This is a genomic window from Shinella sp. H4-D48 (assembly GCF_022637395.1).
In the GTDB taxonomy this organism is placed as follows: domain Bacteria; phylum Pseudomonadota; class Alphaproteobacteria; order Rhizobiales; family Rhizobiaceae; genus Shinella; species Shinella sedimenti.
Map to the genome: position 1 here is coordinate 561,484 of NZ_CP093338.1, position 23,149 is coordinate 584,632.

The following is a 23,149-nucleotide window of genomic DNA, read 5'->3' on the forward strand; positions in this document are numbered from 1 at the left end:
AGGGTTCTGCACGACAACCAGCAGCAAAGCGCGGTCAGAGGCTTCGAGCAGTCCCGCTAGCAACGATCGGACCCGTCGCACGACCCGTCGGTGATCCGCCAAATGGTTCCAGCGTGACGGCAAGCGTTGCTCCCTCACCAATTCGGTCGCGAAGATCAGCTGGGATGACTAGATCGCCTCCAGTATCTGCAGGGAGTATCCCAAGCGACAGCGGATCTCCCTCGCCAGGCACGAGCCAGAGCTCCAAAGATTTTTCTTCACGCGGGCCGGCTGCAACGGGCATGATTCTCATCCGACCGCTCCCCGAATCATAGGTAGCCAGCATGTTCACGGCATTGGCCGGCGCCGATAGTTCAGCAACATATTCACGATCATGAACACGCAAAAAGGCACTTCCTGACGCATAGATCAATGCGCTTGCGGCTACAACTGATGTCCCAAATGACAACCAACGCCAGAAAGGCACCGAGTTCCAAAGACCAGTCCGGACTTTTGCGACTTGCTGCTCGCCGAAAAGTCGATCTTTAATTCGGCCGAGAACGGCGTCGCTCGGCGAGACCTCGTCATAGGCGTCATTGAATGTCGACAGGTCAATTTCCCAGTGCCGGACGAGCTCGGCGAACGAACGATCCTCCGCCATGCGACGTTCGAGGGCTCGCCGCGCGTCGAGCGAGAGGAGCCCAAGAACATATTCGCCCGCGAGAATATCGTCTTTGGGGGTGGTGGCATCTTGGCTCATCGCTGCATGCACTCCCTAAGCTTCAAGAGGCTGCGGCGCAACCAAGTGCGCACCGTGTTCAAAGGCACCTTCATCTGCTCTGAGAGTTCAAGGTAGCTTAGCCCCTCAACATAGGCGCGGCGCACCGCACCAGCATGGATCGGATCGAGCTCGGCCATACACTTATCGATCCGGCGCCCCTCATCGTTAATGCCAGCCTGTGCTTCAGGACTGGGCATTGTCTCGTCCGCAAGGTCATAGGCGGCCTCGAGATCTTCTGAGACCGGTTTGCGGGCACGAATAAGGTCGATTGCGTGATTGCGAGCTATGGTGGCGAGCCACGCAGTGGGGTTGCTGGGGCCGGCCGCGAAGGTTTGCGCACGCTGCCAGATCTTGACGTAGACCTCCTGGACCGCGTCTTCAGCGTCGCCACGATTGTTCAGAATGCGCAGGCATATGCCCATCAACTTCGGGCTGGTTATTTTATAGAGCGAGAGGAACGCCGCCCGATCGCCTATCGCGACACGATTGATCAGGCCTTCGATATCGTTGCTCTGCATTGAGAATGATCCTGCCACCCGCTTCATATAGAGAGCGATCCTCGCAGAAAACAAGCACAGCTTTGACACGAACAGCTGCACAAGGCTCGATTCCTTAAATATATGGGCCGCCGGATGACGATCTGCGTAGGACATGGTTGTTTATGCCACCAAGAGTTCGGAGAAAAATGAGCCAAACCGGATATTGTCTGCACTTTACATAATGAAACCGCGTCGGCGGAACAGCAGCCTCGAAACCGCTCCACCACAGATCGACTGGTTCTTCCTAGCCCAAAGCCCAGAAACTCCTTTCCCAAAAACTGCAATCTTCAACTGACGGTCGGCGCAGGCCGACAGATAAGATGTCATAAATTCCTCGCCGCTCACTCGATTGTTAGCAAAAGACCTACGTTTGGGATTACGGGAGGTGGCGCGCGTTAGTTTCAGCAAGACCGCGCATGCTTCGATTTTTTAATGCGCGCTCGACCCGGATGAGGTTGGCCTTTTGCCGGACGGTTCGCCTCTGTCGCTGATCAAAAAGCCGCTCTGTGCGGTCTGGCGTTATCAACTCTCTCTCATTCGCGCATGCGGACCTTGCGATACATCACGGCGGGACGATTTCGCGGCATTTGGGAATGAAACAGACTTATGGAACGCACACGCGAGCCACTTGGCAACTGTATCGTGCTTTTGACGAAGCCTGGTAATCGCCAGACGTCGTACGCCCTGCAAGCTCAACCACCAGCGGAGTTTCCGCAGACATGTTGCCTGTCATCGTTCCTGTCCAAGCCGACGCCATGGCGTCCGTTGCTCATCTGACCTTCCCAACGTTCGTCGGGGCATTCTCGAAAGAGGCTTGGGCAGACGCGCCAGCTGTCCCGCTTCGGGTTGTTGCCTATCGTAGGGGCACGCCGGTCGGCCTCGCATTGGCGCTCCACCGCAAGGACTATGGGCAGGGAGAATTGTTGTCGCTGGCGGTGGACAGGGCTTTTCGCAGACAGGGAATTGGAGTGGCGATCCTGCGAGAGGTCGAAGGTCATTTGCGCGCTGCTCATATCGCTCAGATTTCTGCTCGGTTTTCAGATCGCCTGCCTGAAAGCTCGGCATTCGGCGCCACGGTAGCCAGTGCGGGTTGGAACGGGCCCGTGCCAGAACGAATCCGTATTATGGGACGAGTGGGGAATACGCTCGAGGTTTTCCGCGACAGGGAAAAACTGCTTAAGCGCGCCTTGCGAGATGGGCTTATGCTCGTCCCGTGGCGTAACTTCCCCCACGACGCCAAGTCACATATTCTCCGGACAATTGCGGAAGGGCGTGCCCCTGGATGGAGCAGTGCGGGACTTTTCTCCGATAATTTCGACCCAGATTTCTCAATGGTTCTCACCACAGGTGCCGATACGATCGTCGGTTGGGTTATCTGCCATTTCCATGCCGGCGTGCGACGATGGAGTTTTCCGGTGGGCTGGATCGCCAAGGAGTACCAGCGGCGGGGTTGGCTGCTCGTTGCCTATGCAGAGGGCGCGCGGCGCCTAGGCGAGCAGTTCGGTTCTGACTCAATCGCGGTTCTTGAAAGCACAATGGGGTTGCCAATGATGTGGCGCGTTCTCGAAGATCGGTTCGCCCCTTATGCGCAAGTGGCAGACCGTATCCTGAGCGTCGACAAAAAGCTGTAAACGTACGAGTGGGACGAAACATCAACATCGCGGGACAGAATGGTATCGGCACCATCTGGCGCTAAGTCAATGTATTACATAACAATTCAGCAACCTCAGAAAAGCGGCCAATACGGGGCAAACGCTTTTCGTTCGAAAGGGGCCAAGTTACCAACGCCAGAACCGAAAGGACTATCGAAATTGGCCAATACGATGACGGCTATTCGCAACCACATCACGGCGCAGATAACTGAACGCGCAGTATCTGACACAGCGTTCCGCGCTCTCTTGAAATCCGATCCTCACGCAGCTCTGAGAGAGATGGTGGGCGCCGATCCTGTTCCTGGCTTCAAGATCAACGTGATCGAGGAACGGGCCGGTGAAATAAATATCGTCCTACCTGCAAATATCGAGAAGGACGAACTACCGGATGAGCTGCTCGATCTTGCTTCGGGAGGGATCGGATTTAGTGCATTCGTCCTGTATGGCCCCAACGACGCTCCGCCAAAACCGCGTCGTTAACGCCAACTGAGGCGGCCTGCATCAAGGCGGGCCGCCGTGGATGTTAAACGGTCAGATTAAAGGCCTATCGCGCCGCCTCGTCGTTTCATCCCATATGCCCTCGCGCTCAAGCATGAACCGGGCTTGGCAGTAGTAAACAAAGATTGTTGTCAGAATACTCAGCAGATCTGGCCTGGCATGCGCTGCCTTGTCGAGCATGCGAATGAGCGCATATTCTGGCCTGCCACTTCGGGCCAGCCGACGCGCCAGCGCCGCGTTCATGCCTGAGAAGAATGGCATGCGCTCCTGCGGTCTATGCTCTCCACAAATGTCTACGAAAGCTGCGACACGCTCAGCAAACAGCTCGGCGGAAAAAACACGGTTCAGAAGCCAGATCATCCCGTTACGCAGAGTCTCGTCGCTCATCAAAAGCGGGCGTATGTTCGTACCGACGACCGAGGCTGCAGATTGTCTGCCATCGATCAGCCGACCGGCGGCCGCCAGTCGGGCATGAAGTGGCGTGGCATCCGGCGCCACAAGCAAACCGGGACTGACAAGTGGCAGCGGCATGGCCTGAATGAAGGCGGCCTGTCGCTCGAAGATATCCGGGCCGTCTTGGTCGAAACCGACGACAATGCCGCCAAAGGCGAGGATCCCGTGCTCGGCGATGGTCCTGATACGGCCGATCATGTCCGCATTCAGGTTTTGCCGTTTACCCGCCAGGGAAAGGCTCTCCTCGTTCGGCGTCTCGATACCGATGAAGGTCATTGCGAAGCCGCTCTCGCGCAGGAGGTTGAGGATATCTGCATCGCGCGCAATGTCGATCGAGACCTGGGTTGAAAAGGCCATGCGGTCGCCTGCGGGCCTATCGTTCCAGCACGCAAGCGCCTCCAAAAGCGATCGCGTGCGCCGGCGCATCACGGTGAGGTTGTCATCGGCGAAAAACACGGACCTGTAGCCATAGCCATGCAACAAATTAAGCTCTTCGATGACGCGCTCCGGCTCCTTCCAGCGCTGCTTGCGTCCCAGATACTGTATAACGTCGCAGAACTCGCATTCGAAGGGACAGCCGCGAGAAGTCTGAACCTGCGCCGTCATTGCGTGGCCGGGCGGATAGAGATCCCAGCGCGGCAGGGGGCCGGCCCCGATATCGGGTTTCGTTCCTCGATATTCAGGCTTGTAGCGACCGGAAGAAAGGTCGGCGAAGAGCTCTGCCGCTATCTCTTCTATCTCACCGATGACGAGGATATCCGCATAGGTCCGGACCTCTTCGGGTGAGAGCGAAGCATAGGAGCCGCCGATGATGATCTTGCGGCCACGCCTTTGAAACTCGGTGGCAAGCTCACGGAGACGCTCTCGCTGGGTGATCTTGCCGGTCAGACCGATGAATTCGGCGGATGCATCGAAATCGACAGGTTCAACACGTTCGTCACAGAGGCGGACGGCCCAGTCTGCCGGCGCAAAGGCGGCGACAGTGGGCATGGCAAGGTCAGCCATCCCCACTGCCCGTATGCCGGCCCACGCCTCAAGCACCTCAAGTCCAAAGTAGCCGGGAACGCTTTCGGCCGGGTTGATGAGATAGAGGCTAGGCATCGGAAGCGCGTGTCAACTGAACCGCGCGCCTTTCACCGAATCCTTCATTCGCGGTGGTGATACGATCCCACCGGCGACCAGGTCGAGGTCCGCATCGGACAGCTCGCCGGACGACGCCGTGTGTTGTGCAAGCGCGATTATCAATTCGTCTTCCGAGAAATCGAATCCTTCCCGCGCTGCGAGTTCCACAACAGCGGATGCCCCTTCTGCGAGCGCTGTGGCAGCCTCGCTTTCGAGGTTGGCGTCCGAACGGACCTTGTCGTAAAATTGTTCAAGCGCTGCAATGCTCATGGGTGCTTCCTTTCCTGTTGAACGACGTGGAGGATGACTGGGCGGGCGCAGTCCGCACCGCCAGAATTGTTTCGACGCGGTCGGCGACCTGCGCGAAGCGCCGGCGCGTTAGAGCGACCATGCGCGGGCGGGTAGGATCCGTGTAGTATGTCGCCACGGAGTCGCGCCCCAACAGCATGGCCTGCCGCGTGTAGCAGTGGTGATAGGCCCCGATGGTTATACCGCTGTGCCAATAGACAGGGTCGAGAAAGGCCTCGTCATAGTGAATGGAACGCTCCGCCGGTTGGGATGCGACAACCCAACCCACGACTGTGCCCTCTCGGCGGATAAGTGTACTGAAGGCTGGCGCCATGCGGTCCGTCAGAGCGAGAGGGCCAAGCATTCCGTTAGCCTCCGGCCGCAAGAGACAGGTGGACACCGCAGTCCGGTCCGCATCAGACAAGTTCATCGTGGCGTAGTCGTAGAGGTGCGGCTGCGCGAGGCGGCCAGAGATGGCACGCCATGCGCCAACCGCCTCAGCCATTGCCCCTGCCCGCCCCGTGACCAAGAGGCCGTCTTCCGCGGGTGCGCTCCAGCCGGCTCGCGCCGCGAGGGGCTCGAAGGCGGCGCGGCCGGCATTCGTTTCGCTGTAACGGGCGATCATGCTGAACGCGCCACGGCGGGCGGCTTCCTCGCTCCATGCCTGAACAAGCGCAAGGGCGATGCCGCGCCGACGCTCGGCCGGCGCAACAGCGATCGACAAAAGTTCCGCCTCTTGGGTGCCATTACAGATGCCGAGCGCAAGCCCGACCGGCCGGCCGCCGGCGATGGCGCCTACGGCGATGACGGACGGCTCCAGCGAAATGAGCAGGCGATGGTAGCGGTTAAAGGTCAAGCCGGAGAACAGGCGTGCATCGCCGGTCAGCAGAACGGTGCGGCAGACATGCATTCTCATGATCCCGCTCATCCCTTCAGCTCCGCACAACTGCCACATGCAAGCCCTTTACGCTCCAGTTTCAATTCCAGCGCCCGATAGGCGATTGCCGCAATTGGCCTGAAGCGTGTTTGTCTTCAGTCTTTACCAAAAGAAAGGGAGAGGCTTGCGAATGGGACGATATGCTCGAAGATTGGGATGCAACATGACCTGAAGCGTGTGGGCTACGCCGTGGCGCGCAACCTGTCGAGCCAGGCCTGCATCCAGTTGTCGTCGCCTGCGCCAATATCGCTCTTGAGACGGATGCCCGCCTCCGCATTGCGGATCGCCTCACTTGGCCGTAGGCCGAAGCGTTGATGGAAGGCACGGGAGAAAGCGTTCTCGCTGGCAAAACCTGTCGCATATGCAAGCTTGGCGACGGAGCCGCGCGATAAACCGACGGATGTGAGCTTGAGATAGGCGAGCTTCAGCCGGCGCTCGCGGATGTACTCGGCAATGCCGCCGATTGGCTCGAAGAGACGGTATAGCGCCGAGCGCGACAGGGCGAACTGGCGCATGAGCATATCAGCGGATAGCGCTGGATTGGTAACGTTGCGCTCGATAAAGATCTGGATCGTCTGAACGTTGATATCCATTAGCGTCGCACGCTCAGCCGCCACTGCGGCTGAAAATCCGCTGGACACGATGGCTGAAGCAACCTCTGCTGCCAGCTTACCATCGGGACCGGCGAGTTGCGGCGCCACCTTCGCCATCGTGCGCATATGCTCGCCGAGCAGCACGCCGAGGGTGGAGGAGCCATTGACGCGGGCGCCGTGCAGATCATCGATCACGCGAGGGGTCAGGCGGATCATCGAGCGTGGCAGAATGAGGCTTATAATATCCATATCCGTCGCTTGGCTTTTCATCGGACGGCTGAGATCGAAGCAAACGATATCGCCCTTAACGCCAGTGGCCACCCCGCCATCCGCGTTGTAGGCACACTCTCCCTTCAAATACAGCTGGATAAGCAAATGATCGACGCCCGTGGCGGCGACCCGTTCGCGCGAGCGCACAAAACCTTGGGCAGTCGCGGAGGACATGCCTATGAGAAAATGGCCGATATTGTAACTCGTCAGGTCAGCCCGGAAGCCTTCCAGGTTGCCTGTCGGCGGAACCGCATCAAACAGGCTCGCGACGCCTGTACGCCAGTACTCGTAATTCTCCTCACGGCTCAGCTGCGAGGACAGGATACGTTGATGTTCGATAGTCTCCGTGGTCAAGCCGCGCCTCCCCGTTCAACGCGCCACCGATGTATACCCTGTCATGCTCAATTTTTCGTATCTTGCAAGGGCAGGATTTCGCGGGAAAGCCGCTTTGCAAGCCTCACACAATTGCTGACACCACCAGCCACGCCCAGACGATCTTACAGGCGATGTGCAACGCCTGATCGGTGTGGATGGACGTAATGCCATGATTCTTCATGCTGTCGATGATGAAATGCATCATCATTTCAAGCAGGCCGATGAGAAGCGATCCGGTTGCAACTCCCGCCAGCCCGCCGTGGATGATCGCATGCGCACCGAGAAGGTGGTACCAAGGGACGCCGGAGGCCGGCGTGTTCCAGTTCTTGCCGCGCGCCATGAAGTCGTTCTGAAGCGGATAGTCTCCAAGAGCATGTCCAAAGATCAGAAGCGCGAGAAGTGTGGCGTAAGCCTCGATCATGCACCGCGCTCCGCCACGCCTGACAGCCGCGCCAAAAGATGCTCGAAGCGGGCGCCGGCAAGCGACAGCGTATCGAGAATGCCCTCGTCAAGTTCATCCTCCATCACAACGCCGGCCGAAAGGCCCGTGCGCGCATTCATGCGTTGCGTTGTGTTGCGCAAACGATCTGCCAGGAAGATGGCGAGAGCCTTGTAGAAGCGCGCGCCAAAACCTGGATTCTCGGTGAGTCGCACTTGGATGTCGCGCTTGTCGACGCCGAGGATGAGCGCGCCCGCCACCGCTTCAACCGTCGCAGAAGGCGGCGCGGAGTCGATCAGAGACATTTCTCCAACGACTTCGCCACGCCCCAGACGCGCCACCTCGCCAACACCGGAAACGCGAACGACGACCTCGCCCGCCAACACGAAGAACAACTCGCTGACCGGGATCCCCTCACAGATGAGCACAGTATCCGGTTCCGGCTGGAAGCGGCGGCCCTTTCGCACCAGCCACTCGATGTCCTCGTCGTCTAGCTGGCCAAGAATGTAGAGTACCTTTCGCATCAGTTTTCCTTCTCAAGCAGCTGTCGGCAAGCAAGTGCATGGAATACCCCACGTGCCGCCATCAAGTCATCATAGGTACCGCTTTCCACCAGTCGCCCCTTGTCCATGACAAAGATGCGGTCGACATTCATGATGGTGCTGAGCCGGTGTGCAATGACAATTCGGGTTACTGAAAGCCGCGCCAATGTATCGGTCACGACGCGCTGGGTACGGTTGTCGAGCGCGCTCGTCGCCTCATCGAGCAACAGGATATTCGGTTCGCTGACCAGCGCGCGCGCCAGAAGGATTCGCTGGCGCTGGCCGCCCGAGAGGGCGTTACCGCCATCGTTGAGCACGGTGTGCATTCCCATGGGCATAGCCTCGATGTCGGCAGCGAGTGCCACGAGCCGCGCGGCTGCCCACGCTGCTTCCAGCCCGTGACCGGACGCGCCGGCGATATTGTGATAGACAGAGCCAGGGCTGATGCGTCCGTTTTGCAACACGACGCCGATCTCTGCCCGCAACGCCGCGGGGTCGAGCCGGTCAGCGGGTCTTCCGTCGAAGAAGACAGCCCCGTCCTCCGGCATGTCAAAGCCCAGCAGCAACCGCATGATGGTGGATTTACCGCTCCCGGATTCTCCGACGATGGCAACATATTCGCCCGGTCGGATGGTAAAATTCACGTCGCGCAACACGAGTGGCGCGCCCTTGTGGTAACGGAAGTGCACGCGACTGAAGGCGATCTCGCCGGAGAGCCGACCCGGCGCCTCCCGCAGGCTGGTGGCTTCGGGCTGCGCTTTGAGCAGCGGCACCGTGCGCGAAACCAAGGGGCCGATGGCAAGCAGTTCCGAAATTGCGGTTACCGCAGCCACGAAGGCACCTGAAGCCTGTCCGAATGCAGCAGCGAAGGCGACAAACATGCCGGCCGACAGCGTTCCTGCCCCATCCGGACCACCAGTCCCATCCACCAACGCCGCGATCGCAGCCTGCGCCGTCTCGTATCGGAAGACGAGCAACAGGCAACCGAACAGGAAAAGAAGCGACATGGGCGGGAGCACTGAAAGTGCGACAGTCTGCCAACCGCTGTAGAAGCGCGCCCGCTCGAAGGCGTGCCGCTCGGGCATCGACCGCCAAACCCATTCGGCGAAAGCGCGCATCTCCGCCGCCGCTGCCCGTAACTTTGGCAGGCCGACCAGAACCTGCAGAAGAAACCCCTCGATCTTACCGTTCAGGTGCGCGCGCTCCCGCTCGTAGCGCAACTGCCGACGAGAAATCCAGCCGCATACGAGCGCCATGACTGCGAAGGGCAAGAGCGCGAATAGCGCTAGGCGCCAGTTGATGAACAGCATTGTCAAAAGGCCAGTAATCGTACCCACGAAGCCAAAAAGGCCACTGAGAGTGGAGGCCGTGAGTATCTGCCGTACCTCCTGAAGCCCAAGAGCACGCTGACCGAGATCGCCCACTGAAAATCCTTGGAAGAACCGGACGGGAAGACGCAGGAGACGCAACATGATCGCCGCTTGCAACTTCGCATCCAGCGCCGCTTCCATGCGGGCTACACTCATGGAACGCGTCAATTCGAAAAGCGACTGGCCAAGCGCGGCTGCGGTCAGCAACAACGCCACCTGCAGCAATCCCGCCCGATCGTTCATCGGTACGACGCTGTCAAAAAGGACCCCAGTGGCAACCGGAACGGCGGCCATGGCTGCAGCCGCAAGCACCGCCGTCAGAGCGATCCGCCACATATCCCTGCCGAGCCCCCGCCCCGCAAAAGTTAGCAAATCGCTAATACCGAGGCTGCGGTCCTCGAGCATCGGGTAAACCTGCAGAGCGCTGGCCTTAACTGTCATGGCGAACGCCGCGTCGACCTTGCGGTCGACCGACGTGCCGACAGCACGAAAACCACTGCCTCGCGTTGGCAGGAGCGCTAATGGGTCGCCGGCCACTGTCTGCGCCAGCATAGGAAGCCCGTCGCGCGTCCACCAGCCGTCGCCCAGCACAATGGGGCGGCCAGCAAGATTCAGTTCGGCGAGAATCGGTTCAAAGGCATTCAACTCCTTCGCTCGCCCGCGTCCAGCGTCCGGTATGCGTTCCAACTGCTCGCCGAAGGCCTCCATCACGTTTTCAACGGCAAAGAGCCACGGATTTTGTGAAGCTTGCCTGCCGCTGGCGCGCGCGTCTGCGAGTGCCTTCAATGCCTCCGAGAAACGCCGCACGGATACCTGGTCCCGGCCCTCCTGGCGATCTCCGGCCATCCGCCGCTCAGTTGCTAAAGCGTTTGTAGCCCATATGATCACAGCATGCGCAAGCAGTTCGAGCCCTCTGGCAATATCCTGAGAACGCGGCTCGCGCACGGGGCGAAGCACAGTCGTCTCTGCCGCAACCACTGCGGATGGTGCAGCGAGTGGGAAACATGCACCCTGTGGAAGATGAAAACCGCCCCACGTCAGGCCATCTGTCTCGGCCACGACGTAAGAGACCTGCCCCGCCGCTGAAGAGCAGGTCTCACCCTCTGCAAGATGAAGGCTTTCACCTTCGATCATCCTGCCCGGCCACGACCGCGCGGGGGTGACAGCAGCACTCAAATTCCGGACCCAGTCACCGGCGTGCACACTCGCCTCATCGAAACCAAGGGAACGAAAACGCGAACCAAGTCCGCCCACGGCAACGAGCATTCCCGAAGCAACAGGTGGCGTGGAGACGATCACCACGCCCGCATCCAACCGAAATAGGTGACGGCGGGCCTCTCCTTGCCGGTCGACCACAAAGATATCGGCATAACCTTCGACCAACTGATAGCCGGCAAATCCCGTATCCAATGCCAATGGGCGATTGCCGCCACCCTCTATCAGCACATCCCGGGCGAACGCCTGTGACATCAAATGGTCCCCCGCACGAGGGCGGCATATTCGCCGTCAAGCGCCATCAGTGTGTCATGATCGCCGCGCTCGACGATGCGTCCCCGATCGAGCACGATAATCTCCTCACAATCGCGGATGGTGCTCAGCCGGTGCGCGATAATCAGGCAACCGCAGCCCCGGCGGCGCAAGTTGTCATCGATCTGCTTTTCTGTGACGGGATCGAGCGCCGCGGTGGCCTCGTCGAGAACGATCAGTGAGGGGCTCGCAGCAAGCACGCGCGCCAGTTCAAGCCTCTGGCGCTGGCCGCCGGAGAAATTCAATCCCCCCTCGGCCACAGGTGCATCGAGCTGGCCGGTGCGCATGAGGACATCATCGAGTATGGCTGCGTCCGAAAGCGCTGCGACCAGAGCCGCCTCAGGAAGCGAGGCGTCCCAGAGTGTGAGATTGTCACGCACGGAGCCTTCGAAAAGGAAGATCTCCTGATCGACGTACCCGATGATACGGGACCGGGTCGCTTGAGTGAGCATCCCCGCATCAACGCCGCCGATGCGGATTTGACCTGACCAGGGCGATTGAAGACCGGCGATCATGCGCCCGATAGTCGTCTTGCCGCTGCCGGAGCCGCCGACGAGCGCGATACGCGCGCCGGGTTTCAGGGTCAACGAGAAATCTGCGATCAATGGAGGATCAAGCGGTGAATAACCGAAGCTAACGCGGTCAAGTTCGATGCGGCTGGAGGCCGGTTCCGTGGCCGTATCACCGACGGCTACAGTCTGCGCGCGCGAGATATCGGCGATCTTCACCAGATCGGCACGAATCGTCTGGATCTGGCCGGCAAGACCAATGAGGTCGAGTACGGGTGCGTTGAAGCTCTGAGCGAGCCCCTGAAAGGCGACAAGCGCGCCGATGGACAGATCACCCCGCATGACGCTCACCGCGCCGACGACAAGAACGAGAACGGCCGTTAGCGACTGGATGGAAGCGGGAATGGCATTGACCAACGTCTGGGTAAGCGCCAAGTCAGCGCGCGTGCGCAAAACACCGCTGTGGTGCCCGGCCCACTGCAGGTAGGCATGTGCCTCCATGTTTGAGGCTTTAAGCGTCTCGATGGCGCGGATTGGGCCGAACGTAGCGGCAAGAAGATTGCCAAGGCCGGAGGATAGCTTGAGGCTTTGCCTGCGTTGCACCTTTCCACCCTGATAAACGACGAGGACGTAGAGAAGTTGGGTCGCCAGGATAAAGACGGCCAGCAGCGGGCTGATCAGCCAAAGGACGACGGCGTAGGCGAGAAGGCTCGTCAGGTTGAACACCGTCGAGGCAAGCCGTCCGGACAGGAGGTCCGCAATGCGCTCGTTGGCATTGAGGCGACTGGCCATCTCGCCGGGGTGGCGTTGCGCGTAGAACTCTGCGGGCAGGCGCAACATATGCCAGAGCAGCTTGCTCGCCGGCACACTTACCTGCTTCAGTTCCAGTCGCCGGAGCCCTGCCTGTTGCAGCGCTGTCGCAAAGCCGCGCAAGACAAGTACGGCCAGCATCGCGACCGTGAAGGCCAGTAGCCAGTCGTGCTGTCGGTCGATGAGGATATTATCGATGAAGACACGTGTGAAGACCGGGACGGCGATGCCGGGGATCACCAGCGCCATCGATGTGAGGAGAACGAAGAAAACCCCCTTCCTGGAGCCCCTCAGGCGTTCCAGCATCATCGGCAGCGCGAGCGGCGGTGCGCCAGCGCTTTCGAACGTCTCAGCCGGCTCAAAGGCGAGGACAACCCCCGTGAAGGCCTCGGCGAGCTCACGAACTGTAATCGTACGGCGACCCGTGGCGGGGTCGTTGACGAAAACGCGATCGCCCCGAATGCCCTCGAGGACGATGAAATGGTTGAAGTTCCAGTGCAGGATCGCCGGCCATGGAATATCCCCAAGCCCATCCGCTTCCTTGCGAAAACCCTTGGCGACAAGCCCGAAATGACGCGCAGCCTTGAGAAGATTGCTCGCCTTCGTCCCGTCGCGCGAGACGCCGCAGGCAATACGCATGTCCTCCAGCGTCACCCAGCGGCCGTAATGAGCAAGCACGATAGCAAGACTTGCCGCGCCGCATTCCACCGCTTCGATCTGCAGGATCTGCGGCGTCGCGCGCGGACGCTTGCGCCTGGACAGAACGCCATGGGAGCGAGCGAGGCCGCTCATGCGCCGAACGCCTTGTGCAAGAGCGGCAACAAGAAAGAGGCAGGCGTGCGTCTGTCGATGGTAATCCGTGCTTTCCCTGTTGTGCCTGCGCTTAGCGCAGCCGCCGCGCCGGTGCCGCCTGACCAGCGGTAACCGCTCACTGTCGCCGCGTCACGCTCGAGGTCCACGACCACCGAAAATGGGGCACCTTCCTTGGAGAAGCGTGCCACCAAAACGTCGTTCTGCAAGGTGGCCTGCATACCTTCGCGTGTGGCCGGGAATTCGGAGACGGAAAGCACACGCCCGACCAGGGTTCCCCATTGTTCCTTCTCGAGGCCACCGAGTTCGACATTGACGAGCATGCCCGCCGCGATACGCTTGCCCTCGGCCGGCGGCACATACAGAACGAACTGCAGGCTACCCTCGCCTGAGGCTATGCTGGCGATGCGCGAGCCGGCCGGCGCATAGGCCCCGAATGGCGCCTTCCATTCGACCAGCGTCCCATCAGCCGGACTTGTAACCTTGCCAAAGAGTGAAAGCTGTAGATCGAGCTGCTTGACCTCTGCTTCGGCCAGCAGCACCTTCTGGTTTTGCTCGAACAAGCGGCGCTGGTCTTCCGACTGAGCGGCAAACTCCTCGGCGGAGATCGCCAGAAGACCCGTGCGCGCCGTCGCGATGTCGAGTGTAGCGCTCGCGAACTGTTCACGAGTTTGCTGCACGGCAAGTGCTGTCATCGCCCCGCCAGCGGCCAGCTTTTCCTGGTTGCCGACCAGCTTTTCATAAGCCGCGCGACGCTGCTCGGCAGCGCGCATCTGCGCGTCCAGCGAAGCCTTGCGCGCCTCTGCATTCGCCTGCCTCGCCTCGGCCACAGCGGCCTGCTCGCGGCGCAATGCCTCGAGCGCACCATATGCCGCTTGCGCCTGGGTCCGAGCAATTTCCAGTCGCGCCGCCGCATCGGGCTGATCAATCTTGGCGAGGACATCACCCTTGCGAACCTTCGTTCCAACGGGTGAGCCAGCCGAAGACAGCGTGCCCGATGCCATGGAAATGGCGTCCACCATCTGACCGCCGCCAGAAAACAGGATGCCCTGCCCTTCGATGCGTGTTGGAATGCGGGCCGTGAACGCCCAGATAATTGCTGTGGCGATGAGGATAAGGAGACCAGCAAGCGCCGCCCAGTAACCGGAGCCTGTTATCACGATCGCCTCATCGAGCTGCTCGGGCGAGGACAGGCGGTCGAGCGCTTCCTTACGATAGAGGCTGGATTTCTTTTCGCTCATCGCTCGTCCCTATTTCCCCTGCGCCACGAAGACGCCATCCCACCCGGCTTCCGGCGGATTGGCGGCCAACTCGGCGAGCCGCTCGGCGTACAGCGCATAAAGTCCTGAAAGTTCAGCAATTTCCATGGCACGGAGTGTTGCAAGGGCCTCGCCGGCGGCACGGAAATCCCCGGCGCGGTAGAGGTCGAGAAAGGCATCGTGCCGGCGCTTTACAGCGACGAAGTCCTCACTTTGGGCCATCACCTCATCCCCGAGGAGGGTATAGAGCCGCACGGGTGCGGCCCGTCCCTTCACCCGCACGAAATCAGCTTCGAGAAAGGCGAGGTCTGCCACCGCCTGCCGGGTAAATTCGCTGACCGCGATCGTCACGCCATAGAACTTGGTCAGGCTTTCGATCCGCGACGCCAGATTGACGCTGTCGCCAAGGGCTGAATAGCTAAAGCGATGGGCCGAGCCGAGATTGCCGACACAGGCTGCACCGCTGTTGAGACCGATACCAACACGGATCGGCACGCTGCGGGCCAGGTTCAGACGCTCTACGGCGCGTACCATGTCGAGTGCTGCTCGACATGCCTTGGATTCGTGATCAACGATGTCGAGCGGTGCATTCCAGAACGCCATGATTGCATCGCCGATATATTTGTCGATGGTCGCCTCATGGGTGAGCAGCACATCCGTAAGCGGGGTCAGCACATCGTTGATGAGACCAGTCAGCGCCTGCGGGTCCATGCCCTCTGAAAGGCTCGTGAAGCCTCGGATATCAGAGAAGAGTACGGTCAGTCGGCGCGTCTCGCCGCCGAGCTCAAGCGCCTCCGGCTCCTGCGCAAGCCGCTCTACCAAGGCGGGCGCGAGGTATCGGCCGAAGGCATTCTTGACGAACCGTTTCTCGCGATTTTCCAGCGCGAGCCTCAAAGGAGTCAGCGCGAGAAAGATGACCAGCATCGTCATAACGGTTCCGGTTGGATCGAGTAGAGTCCGCGCACGAGCGAAAGAAAGCCACGATGCAGCGAAGCACAGGCTGACGAGGCCGGCAAACAGCAGCGCGCTCGTCTGCGCCGCGCAACGACTGGCGACCCAAACGAGCACGCCGCCCATAAGAAGCGTTGCGATCAGAATCGCGCCCGGTGCCCAGTCTGGCTCCTTTAGAAAGATGCCTGCGACGATCTGATCAACAATCTCCGCGTGAATGTTGACGCCCGGCATCGAGAGGGAGACGGGAGTTGCAACTATATCGCGCAGGCCGACCGCACTGGTTCCAATGAGAACGATGCGCCCCTCCAGCATGGACAGATCTGAGTTGGCCTCCAGCAGGGTGGCGGCGCCGACAACCGGCATCCTGGCAAGCCCGGAAAAGTAGACGCGCATGCTGCCATCCGGCGCCGTTGGCACGGTGAGCTCGCCTACACGCATCGCGCTCATCCCAGGCGATCCGCCTCCTCCATCGCCGCTGGCATCATTGCTGCGAATCTGGAAGCCGGGCGCACCGAGCGCCAGCCTCAGAGTCTCCATGGCGAGCGCGGGATAGAGCCGATCACCCGAAACGGCCGCAAGCGGCATCGTGCGAATAATGTGGTCGCGGCTGTTCTCAAATGAGAAGAAGCCCGCTCCCGGTGCGACCGCGTGCAGACCGTCGAGATTTCGCACCGCACCGCGAAAATGAGGCAAATACGTCCTGGGATCGTGGCCACCGTAAGCGAAACCGGCCTTGGCCTGCGGCGGGAGCTCTCCATTTTCGTTGGTGAGCGCAAGACCCACAGCAGCTGGCGCCCGGGAGAGAGATTCGGCGAGAGCCGCATCGCTGTCGAGAGATGCGGCATCCAATGGCAGATCAACGCGAGCCCCTCGTTTTCGCAAATTCTCCGCCGCCGCTTCCAGCGATAGGCGATCCGGCTCGGAGAACACGATATCGAAACCGATAGCGGCGACGCCCGCTGCCGTTAGACGATCCACCATGCGGGCAATGACGTCGCGCGACCACGGCCACTGCCCGAGACTGGCAATGGAAGCCTCATCGATATCGACGACCGCCACGGGCGGTTGTTCCGTGTCCGGGCGCGGCTGGATGCGCTGGTAAGCATCGAACAGTGAGTCTGAGACGATGTCCGTAGCAGCCGGAAAACTCCGCAATGTCGCAAGGCATAGCAACAGCGCGGCGCCCCCCACCGACGCCGTCACCAAGTGCGATTTTCGCCGCCCTGCCCGCACGCCACCCATTCCAGCTATCGGCTACCGGCAAAGACGCCGGACGCCGACCAACTCCCGTCCTGGGAAGAGAAGGAACCGAGAATGCCATTGGCCTTGTCGGCTCCGTCATTGGCGAAAGATCCGGCTATGCTCGTCGCACCGTTGGTTCCGGAGAATGTTGAACTGGGGAAAGTGACGTTTGTATTGAAGTTGCGTCCATCGAAATTGCCGATCGCAACCTGGCCTGTCCGCGCACCGAAATTCATGGTGGCATTCATCGTTCCCGTGGCAATATACTGGTTGCCATTGTTCAAAACGGTTCCAACCGCGTTTCCGGCATAGGTCGCCGTGCCGCTCATCGGCAATTCAGCCGGGCTCGTCAGGTCACCGATAACCCAGTTACCCATGTGGCCAACCCCGGGGCCTTCACCTCCGGCCGTGTTGCCCCACCAACCCCAGCTCAGAAACGAACAGGTGCATAGCTCCGCTGACGTTCCGCCGTTGAAAATCTTGACGGGCGCAACTTTCGAGTTGACGACGTAGGACCTGTTGTTGCTGCCCGACGACGCGAAGTTGTTGTCATCCAGATAGACCGCGCCGCCGTAGTCGTCCGTGAAGCCAATTTCCTGGTTCCCTGGCGCCGTGAATGCCGCATCAAAAGTCGCATTCGCCGCGTCGAATTCCATATGAACCGTTCCGGTTCGCGCCTCGAATCCAGTAAACATGTCCATGGCGATGGACGAATATCCGTTGCGCGTTTCACCGGCATAGTCTTGATGCAGGGTTGTATCAGTCGAGACTAGATTTCCGACATGCCCGGTGGAAAATCTGACGTCTCCCACAGGGCCGCTGACCGGACGATCACGGAAGTAAGAATAGGAATCATCCGGGTCGTTACTGAGAACTAGATAGTTGCCGCCTGATCCGAAAATCGAAGAGCCATCACTGGCGCCCGCGATGCTGACCACCTGTCCCCTGTGTCTCAGCATCCCATCTTCAGGGTTGAGCATGCTGCTTCCACCCCTGTCGCCTTCAAATCCATAGGAGGTGCCCTCCTGGAGCTTGACTGCACCGGTCATCACGCCCAGTCCGCTTTTCTGCGTCGGTCCGGTCCCGTCTATTACGATCCAGGCCTGCAGTCCTCGCGCCACTACATCGGGTTCGCTCCCCCCGGATGTGCCAGAAACCATAAAATCGCTAGAGGCAGCCTTCGAAAGGTCGACACCGGCAAAACCCGGCGCGTAGACGAAGGGAATGACCCCGCCGAGGCTCGTAGTGAGGGGGTTTGCTGCATCGGGGGTGAGCGAGTAGTGGCGGATTCCAGGCGTCGAAAACACGCCGGGCACATCTGCTGTGGGCTTTCCGGCAATGGCGTAGAGTGGATTGGTACCGTGCGTCAGCATATAGGCGCGGAAACCGTCAAGGCCGACATAGACATTGCCGGCATAGGTGGCGCCCCCATAGCTAACACCAGAGACGGCATGGGCAGTAAAGGCGCTGTCTGCGTGCACAGGCAATGTCAAGCCACTGCCCCCCTCCAGCTTAACGACGCCGCTCTTGTCATTCAACGTTCCGCGTCGATCGGTGCCCGGCGAACCGCCGATAATGCCGTTTCCGCCACCATCATCGTCATGGCGGGCCGTCAGAACACGCAGCGGAACCGACGTGCCGCCATTATCTGTTTCCCCATTGTCTGTTCCTCCCGGCTTCTCTGATATCTCCTGCTCGACGATCGCTGCCCTCGCTTCGCTTGCGGCCGTTTGCTGCGGCGTATCACCGGGGCGCGGTTCGGGAATGGGAATATTCGTTGGCAGGCGCGTGCTGGAATTGTGTTTGGCGAGGCCACTGCCTCGCACTGTGGTGTCCTGCGGTGAGCGCGCCGCACCGCCTTGCGTGCCGGGCCGCCCGGCGAGATGCGCCTGCATCGCGGCAAGGAACGAGGGCGGCGTTCGTGTCACCGTGCGCCTGTTGCCATCGATGATGATGGAGTAACCTGCCTGAAACAGTCTGTTCGACACGCCGTTTGTGGTAAGGACCACCTCATTGCCAAAGATCAGCGAGACATGTGGAGGATTGCTGCCCGAGGCGGTATTTCTGTCCTTGCGCGAGCGCACCTTGCCCAGCCGCTGACCGATCGCGCCGAGATCGATATCGACGACCGCGCCTCGAATGCCGGCAGTGCCAATCGGCGTCTTAATCGTCGCGCCGCCGGCGGTCTTGGATGTACGTCCGCCAATAAATCGCATGAAACCCTTGGCAAGACTTGCCGAGACTTTGGCCGTTCCGGCAGCGGGGTCGTAGACAAAGCTGTCGATGGTCAGGGTCGAATTCGGTCCGACCGTGAATGCCGTGCCGTCGGCCAGGAGGATCTGGACCAGACCCGCATCGTCGGTGTCGATGACTTGATTATGGACCACCTCATCACCGAGGATGATCGTTTTCGTACCCTTGCCCGGCGCGGTCTTCTTTGCATCCTGGTTGACAGCCGTGGTCACACCGACCCGCGCCTCGGCTGTGTAATCGAAACCGGTGAAGAGCAGTATCAGGGCAGTGGCCGCGATGAGCGCACTTCTTGAGCTTTCCATGTCAGAACACCTTTCTAAGGCTTATGCCAAAGGTGGCATTGTCGAAGTCGCTCGTGTCGTAGCTCGACCACGATTTCTGGTAACCGGCCTGCAATTGAGCCGCCCAGTCAGAAGCGAGCGGGATGGTCTGTGTTACGCCTAACGTCCACTTCGTCGTCCGCTGCACAGCGGAACTGATCATCGGATCGGGCGCATCGTGATTGCGGCGGGAAAGCTGGCTGTTGACCGAAAGACTCCACGGCGCCACGAGCGCCTCGATCGGCGAATCATACTGGATTGTAAGGCCTGCAAGCACGCCGTATTGCCGATAGCTGTTTCTCTCGGTCTGCGCGTCGAAACGATCGACCATGGCAGCCGCGTCGAAGCTCAACCGCTCGGAGAGCCTCCATGAAGAGACGTACTGCCCCTGGAGCCGATCTCCGCTTTTCTCACTCATCCGGGCATATGCATCGGAATTGTAGAAGCGCTCGTGACGAAACTCCGCACGCACGCCGTGGAACCAATCCGTTGTCGGCCGTTGCCCCAGAAAGACACCCGCTCCGAGGCTGGATGTCAGCGGATCGCCAGCAAGGATGCCCCCTGCTGCAATTCCGTAAACGTCCAGGGTGGAGCCAGTGAGCCCAAAGCGGTTGAGGTCGAAGGACGGACCGGCCGCCAACTCGGCATATCCGAGGTTCAGCTCCTGATGATCCAGATATCCCTCGGCATAGCCGCGCAGGCTGACCTTGAACTCCACCCCCTGCGCCGGAAGGTCGAGCACGCCCAGCACGTCCGCCGAAAGGAACCCGTTTGCATCCCCGGACTTGCGCGCGTCTTCCGAAAGCACGAAATCCAGACCATTGAGGTTCACGATCGTTGACGACGGGCCGCTGTTGGCATTCGTTTGATAGCGCACGCCTATACCCAGAGAGCCGGAAAATGAAGAGGGATCGTTCCGACTTGCAATGGCCGCCTGATATTCCGACACCTTGCTGCGGACTTCCGGGGGAACATCGTCACCTGTCACCGCGGCATCGAAGTAGGTGCCCGCCGTTCCATACGCGCCGAGGCGGAAATAGAGCACGCCGAGCTCCAATTGCAGCCGGGGCATGCCCGGCGCAAAAATCAGCATGCGTTCGAGTGTGGCGATCGCGCCTTCGAGATCGCCGACCTGCGAAGACAGCGCAGCATACTCGAAGGCAGCGTCCAGATTGCCAGGGTCGTGCAGCATCGCTTGAAAAAGTGCCTTGCGCCGCGTTTCGATACGCTCGACCTCGCCACCGGCCGCACGGGGCGGACGATTGAAATCACGCGGGGCTGCTTCGGTGGCTGATGCGAGAATTGTAAGGGTGAAAAGCGCAAGGCCCAGCTTTCGCGCCATGGCAGCCGCGGGAACCGTCCGCAAACACGAGCGCTTTTTAACAATAGACATGCAGTGATCGAAGTCCCATCCCATCGTGGCGCTCAATTAACACGGGGAGCAAAGACGTGACGAGAAATCAATAGGTTATGATGGGTGCCAATCCGTCCCAAACTAGTCGCTTTTTGTCCCAAGCCTCGTTTTCAGCCTCCAAGGCGCGTCTGCTTCCGCTATCGATCGCATGGCGGACGAGACGGTTTACGAATGTGGGCAATGGTTTTTTTAGCAAGAGTGGGCAGACTTGCGGTAACCGGTCGGAAACATCCGAAAACACCGGAAGTAAGGCAGGGCGAGCATGCCGAATGCGGTCTCGCGGCGCTTGCCATCATGCTCGGCCACCACGGTGTGCACATACCCCTGTCGCAACTGCGCCAACGAGCTGGATCCACTTTGTTCGGCTCCACCTTACGGCAGTTGCGTCACATAGCGGAAAGTTACGGCTTTAAGGCGAACGCGCATCGCATCGAGCCCTCCGGCATGGCCATGCTGGGTTTTCCGCTGATCGCGCATATGCGTTTCATCCACTTCGTAGTGGTCGAGAAAATAGGCCCGTCCGTCGTGCATTTAAATGACCCCGGCTGCGGCCCCGTCATTCTGGAGAGGGCGGAATTCGACCGCGATTTCACCGGCATCACCCTATCGCTGACGCCAGTTACGGCATTGCCGCGCGGCACTGCCTTTTCATTTGTCCACGCCCTCCTGCATGCCTGGAAAGGAGAATGGGTGCGTCTCAGTTTTGCGGGCGCGGTCTCGATGATGGCGGGTAGTCTTGCGGCCGCGGGCATTTGGCGTTTGGTGGCGCACCCGACCGACGGCGTCGTGCTTCTGGCGACCTCCTTGTGTGCCGCAGGACTGGTGGTCCTCCTTGCGGAACATGCAAACAAGGGCACTCGCCGACGTTGGACCGGTTCGGTTTTTGAGGCGCTCGGTGGTGCTGACAACGAGCATTTCCTCTTCACCCGTCCAGAGCAGATGCTAGCGCGCTTCACAGCCCTTGACGATCTTCAGAATACGGCACTTGGTCGCGCCGTGCTCATCGCTCTCTTCCTGCTAGCCGCACTCGCCACCGGATGCGGGCTCGCACCTGAGCCCGTTTTGCCCATTGCCCTCCTCAGCGCGGTTCAGCTTGCCCTCATCGCCGGTGCCGTCACACGGCGCGGCGGGCATATCGCGCGGTACGGCGATGAATTGCCGCCGGCGCAGGGGATTGGAGCGGAATATCTCGCGGACGCCGACTGGTACAGGATCGGCACATCAGGCGACGGCCTTTTCTCGCATCTCGCGGGCATGCACGCGCGAACAAGCCGCGAATATTTCCGCGCGGCAGGTGAGCAGCGCTTTCTTCATACGGCGCTCTTTGCCCTCGACATGGCGAAAATCGCTCTTCCTCTCCATACCTACGCCGGTGCCGACCTTCTTCTTGCTCTGTGCCTTGCCGCCGGTAGTGGCGTCCTGATCAGGTCCGTCGGAAGGTACCTGCGCAGTCGACTGCTGAAGGATGCGCTGCACAAGCTGGGCGATTTACCGACGCCTCTTGCAACACAGGAACCGCCGCGTATGGAGCCGTCTGCGGATGGGATCCTTCGCTTGGAGGGCGCAGGCTGGAGTGCAGACGGCCGTCACAGCATCATCGGGGAGTTATGCTGTTCTCTATCACCCGGGCATATCCTGTTTGTTCACGGCCCGTCCGGCAGCGGCGCAACGACCTTTGCAAGGCTTACTTCCGGAATGCTGCGACCAACGATCGGGACAGTGCAGTTGGATGGCCGGCCACTCTACTCTCACCCGTCCGGAACGGCGATCCTCGTCGATCACTCTGCCCCTATCGTTTCGGGCACATTACGAAACAATCTGAACCTTGGCGCGGAAGGAATCGGCGACGCTACGATGTGGAATGCACTCGGCTTGGTTGGCCTCGACGAGATCATGGCCAAGCGTGGTGGTCTTTCCTACGTCATCAAGCCGGAGCAACCGCGGCTCAGCGGCGGCCAGTTAAGGCGCATCGCGATTGCGCGTGCGCTCTGTCGAGCGCCGCGCCTGCTCGTGCTCGACGAAGCACTCGACAATGTTGAAACTTTGCTCGCGAGGGTGCTTCTCGCTCGTCTGCGAGCGAGCGGCCTATTGCTTGTTGTCACAACGAAGAACATCGCTCTTGTCGAAACCGGCGAAACAGTAGTGAACCTTGGGGCAGAACATGTGGCGTGAAGCGGACCTGTTATTGCGCCGGGTTCGCTTCGCAGCAGGTC

General features: G+C 60.2%; 17 protein-coding genes. 3 read left to right on the top strand and 14 right to left on the bottom strand.

The genetic code is table 11. The features are described 5' to 3' along the window. Window positions 1-34 precede the first annotated feature (34 nt). Both MNR02_RS19645 and MNR02_RS19650 read right to left on the bottom strand, forming a co-directional pair. Window positions 35-739 (bottom strand): anti-sigma factor domain-containing protein, encoded by a 705-nt coding sequence (locus tag MNR02_RS19645; RefSeq protein ID WP_241949005.1) that lies wholly within the window; start codon window positions 737-739, stop codon window positions 35-37. Further along, a complete protein-coding gene (locus MNR02_RS19650) occupies window positions 736-1,278 on the bottom strand; it encodes a sigma-70 family RNA polymerase sigma factor (RefSeq protein ID WP_241949558.1) in 543 nt (180 codons plus the stop codon). Before MNR02_RS19650 ends, MNR02_RS19645 begins: the two co-directional genes overlap by 4 nt. Window positions 1,279-2,018: 740 nt before the next feature. On the opposite strand from MNR02_RS19650, the gene MNR02_RS19655 reads away from it, so the two are divergent. Together MNR02_RS19655 and MNR02_RS19660 are read left to right on the top strand one after the other, a co-directional pair. Continuing rightward, window positions 2,019-2,930 (top strand): GNAT family N-acetyltransferase, encoded by a 912-nt coding sequence (locus MNR02_RS19655; RefSeq protein ID WP_241949006.1) that lies wholly within the window; start codon window positions 2,019-2,021, stop codon window positions 2,928-2,930. 180 nt (window positions 2,931-3,110) lie between these two features. After that, the gene (locus MNR02_RS19660) at window positions 3,111-3,431 is read left to right on the top strand and encodes an NHLP leader peptide family natural product precursor (protein ID WP_241949007.1); all 321 of its coding nucleotides are present in this window, start codon (window positions 3,111-3,113) and stop codon (window positions 3,429-3,431) included. A gap of 51 nt (window positions 3,432-3,482) precedes the next feature. Here MNR02_RS19660 and MNR02_RS19665 read toward each other — a convergent pair whose 3' ends face one another. The 12 genes from MNR02_RS19665 to MNR02_RS19720 form a co-directional block, all read right to left on the bottom strand. After that, window positions 3,483-4,943: a radical SAM protein gene (locus MNR02_RS19665; protein WP_241949008.1), complete on the bottom strand. Its 1,461-nt coding sequence runs from the start codon at window positions 4,941-4,943 to the stop codon at window positions 3,483-3,485. A 72-nt stretch (window positions 4,944-5,015) separates the two neighbouring features. Beyond that, window positions 5,016-5,294: a Nif11-like leader peptide family natural product precursor gene (locus tag MNR02_RS19670; protein WP_241949009.1), complete on the bottom strand. Its 279-nt coding sequence runs from the start codon at window positions 5,292-5,294 to the stop codon at window positions 5,016-5,018. Further along, the gene (locus MNR02_RS19675; RefSeq protein WP_241949010.1) at window positions 5,275-6,228 is read right to left on the bottom strand and encodes a GNAT family N-acetyltransferase; all 954 of its coding nucleotides are present in this window, start codon (window positions 6,226-6,228) and stop codon (window positions 5,275-5,277) included. The genes MNR02_RS19670 and MNR02_RS19675 overlap by 20 nt, the downstream gene beginning before the upstream one ends. Window positions 6,229-6,431: 203 nt before the next feature. Further along, the gene (locus tag MNR02_RS19680) at window positions 6,432-7,466 is read right to left on the bottom strand and encodes a helix-turn-helix domain-containing protein (protein WP_241949011.1); all 1,035 of its coding nucleotides are present in this window, start codon (window positions 7,464-7,466) and stop codon (window positions 6,432-6,434) included. 103 nt (window positions 7,467-7,569) lie between these two features. After that, window positions 7,570-7,908 carry a DUF3307 domain-containing protein gene (locus MNR02_RS19685; RefSeq protein WP_241949012.1) on the bottom strand — a complete coding sequence of 113 codons (339 nt, stop codon included), beginning with the start codon at window positions 7,906-7,908 and terminating at the stop codon, window positions 7,570-7,572. Then, window positions 7,905-8,450 carry a cyclic nucleotide-binding domain-containing protein gene (locus MNR02_RS19690; protein ID WP_241949013.1) on the bottom strand — a complete coding sequence of 182 codons (546 nt, stop codon included), beginning with the start codon at window positions 8,448-8,450 and terminating at the stop codon, window positions 7,905-7,907. The genes MNR02_RS19685 and MNR02_RS19690 overlap by 4 nt, the downstream gene beginning before the upstream one ends. Beyond that, window positions 8,450-11,308, bottom strand: coding sequence for an NHLP bacteriocin export ABC transporter permease/ATPase subunit (locus tag MNR02_RS19695; protein WP_241949014.1), 2,859 nt, complete (start codon window positions 11,306-11,308; stop codon window positions 8,450-8,452). The genes MNR02_RS19690 and MNR02_RS19695 overlap by 1 nt, the downstream gene beginning before the upstream one ends. Beyond that, a complete protein-coding gene (locus MNR02_RS19700) occupies window positions 11,308-13,476 on the bottom strand; it encodes an NHLP family bacteriocin export ABC transporter peptidase/permease/ATPase subunit (RefSeq protein WP_241949015.1) in 2,169 nt (722 codons plus the stop codon). Before MNR02_RS19700 ends, MNR02_RS19695 begins: the two co-directional genes overlap by 1 nt. Continuing rightward, complete coding sequence (locus tag MNR02_RS19705) at window positions 13,473-14,735, bottom strand: NHLP bacteriocin system secretion protein (RefSeq protein WP_241949016.1); 1,263 nt, start codon at window positions 14,733-14,735, stop codon at window positions 13,473-13,475. The genes MNR02_RS19700 and MNR02_RS19705 overlap by 4 nt, the downstream gene beginning before the upstream one ends. 9 nt (window positions 14,736-14,744) lie before the next feature. Continuing rightward, window positions 14,745-16,910 carry a CHASE2 domain-containing protein gene (locus tag MNR02_RS19710; RefSeq protein WP_241949559.1) on the bottom strand — a complete coding sequence of 722 codons (2,166 nt, stop codon included), beginning with the start codon at window positions 16,908-16,910 and terminating at the stop codon, window positions 14,745-14,747. Between the two features lie 44 nt (window positions 16,911-16,954). After that, the gene (locus MNR02_RS19715; protein WP_241949017.1) at window positions 16,955-19,504 is read right to left on the bottom strand and encodes a FecR domain-containing protein; all 2,550 of its coding nucleotides are present in this window, start codon (window positions 19,502-19,504) and stop codon (window positions 16,955-16,957) included. A 1-nt stretch (window position 19,505) separates the two neighbouring features. Then, window positions 19,506-20,915, bottom strand: coding sequence for a hypothetical protein (locus MNR02_RS19720; RefSeq protein ID WP_241949018.1), 1,410 nt, complete (start codon window positions 20,913-20,915; stop codon window positions 19,506-19,508). A 192-nt stretch (window positions 20,916-21,107) separates the two neighbouring features. Between MNR02_RS19720 and MNR02_RS19725 the strand changes: the two genes are divergently transcribed. Further along, complete coding sequence (locus MNR02_RS19725; protein ID WP_241949019.1) at window positions 21,108-23,108, top strand: cysteine peptidase family C39 domain-containing protein; 2,001 nt, start codon at window positions 21,108-21,110, stop codon at window positions 23,106-23,108. The last annotated feature ends 41 nt before the right edge of the window (window positions 23,109-23,149 follow it).

Excerpts from the sequence above, each read along its gene's own strand:
- MNR02_RS19645 (WP_241949005.1), bottom strand. The coding sequence starts at position 739 with ATGAGCCAAGATGCCACCACCCCCAAAGACGATATTCTCGCGGGCGAA.
- MNR02_RS19650 (WP_241949558.1), bottom strand. The coding sequence starts at position 1,278 with ATGCAGAGCAACGATATCGAAGGCCTGATCAATCGTGTCGCGATAGGC.
- MNR02_RS19655 (WP_241949006.1), top strand. The coding sequence starts at position 2,019 with ATGTTGCCTGTCATCGTTCCTGTCCAAGCCGACGCCATGGCGTCCGTT.
- MNR02_RS19670 (WP_241949009.1), bottom strand. The coding sequence starts at position 5,294 with ATGAGCATTGCAGCGCTTGAACAATTTTACGACAAGGTCCGTTCGGAC.
- MNR02_RS19675 (WP_241949010.1), bottom strand. The coding sequence starts at position 6,228 with ATGAGAATGCATGTCTGCCGCACCGTTCTGCTGACCGGCGATGCACGC.
- MNR02_RS19685 (WP_241949012.1), bottom strand. The coding sequence starts at position 7,908 with ATGATCGAGGCTTACGCCACACTTCTCGCGCTTCTGATCTTTGGACAT.
- MNR02_RS19690 (WP_241949013.1), bottom strand. The coding sequence starts at position 8,450 with ATGCGAAAGGTACTCTACATTCTTGGCCAGCTAGACGACGAGGACATC.
- MNR02_RS19695 (WP_241949014.1), bottom strand. The coding sequence starts at position 11,308 with ATGTCACAGGCGTTCGCCCGGGATGTGCTGATAGAGGGTGGCGGCAAT.
- MNR02_RS19700 (WP_241949015.1), bottom strand. The coding sequence starts at position 13,476 with ATGAGCGGCCTCGCTCGCTCCCATGGCGTTCTGTCCAGGCGCAAGCGT.
- MNR02_RS19705 (WP_241949016.1), bottom strand. The coding sequence starts at position 14,735 with ATGAGCGAAAAGAAATCCAGCCTCTATCGTAAGGAAGCGCTCGACCGC.
- MNR02_RS19715 (WP_241949017.1), bottom strand. The coding sequence starts at position 19,504 with ATGGAAAGCTCAAGAAGTGCGCTCATCGCGGCCACTGCCCTGATACTG.
- MNR02_RS19720 (WP_241949018.1), bottom strand. The coding sequence starts at position 20,915 with ATGTCTATTGTTAAAAAGCGCTCGTGTTTGCGGACGGTTCCCGCGGCT.
- MNR02_RS19725 (WP_241949019.1), top strand. The coding sequence starts at position 21,108 with ATGTGGGCAATGGTTTTTTTAGCAAGAGTGGGCAGACTTGCGGTAACC.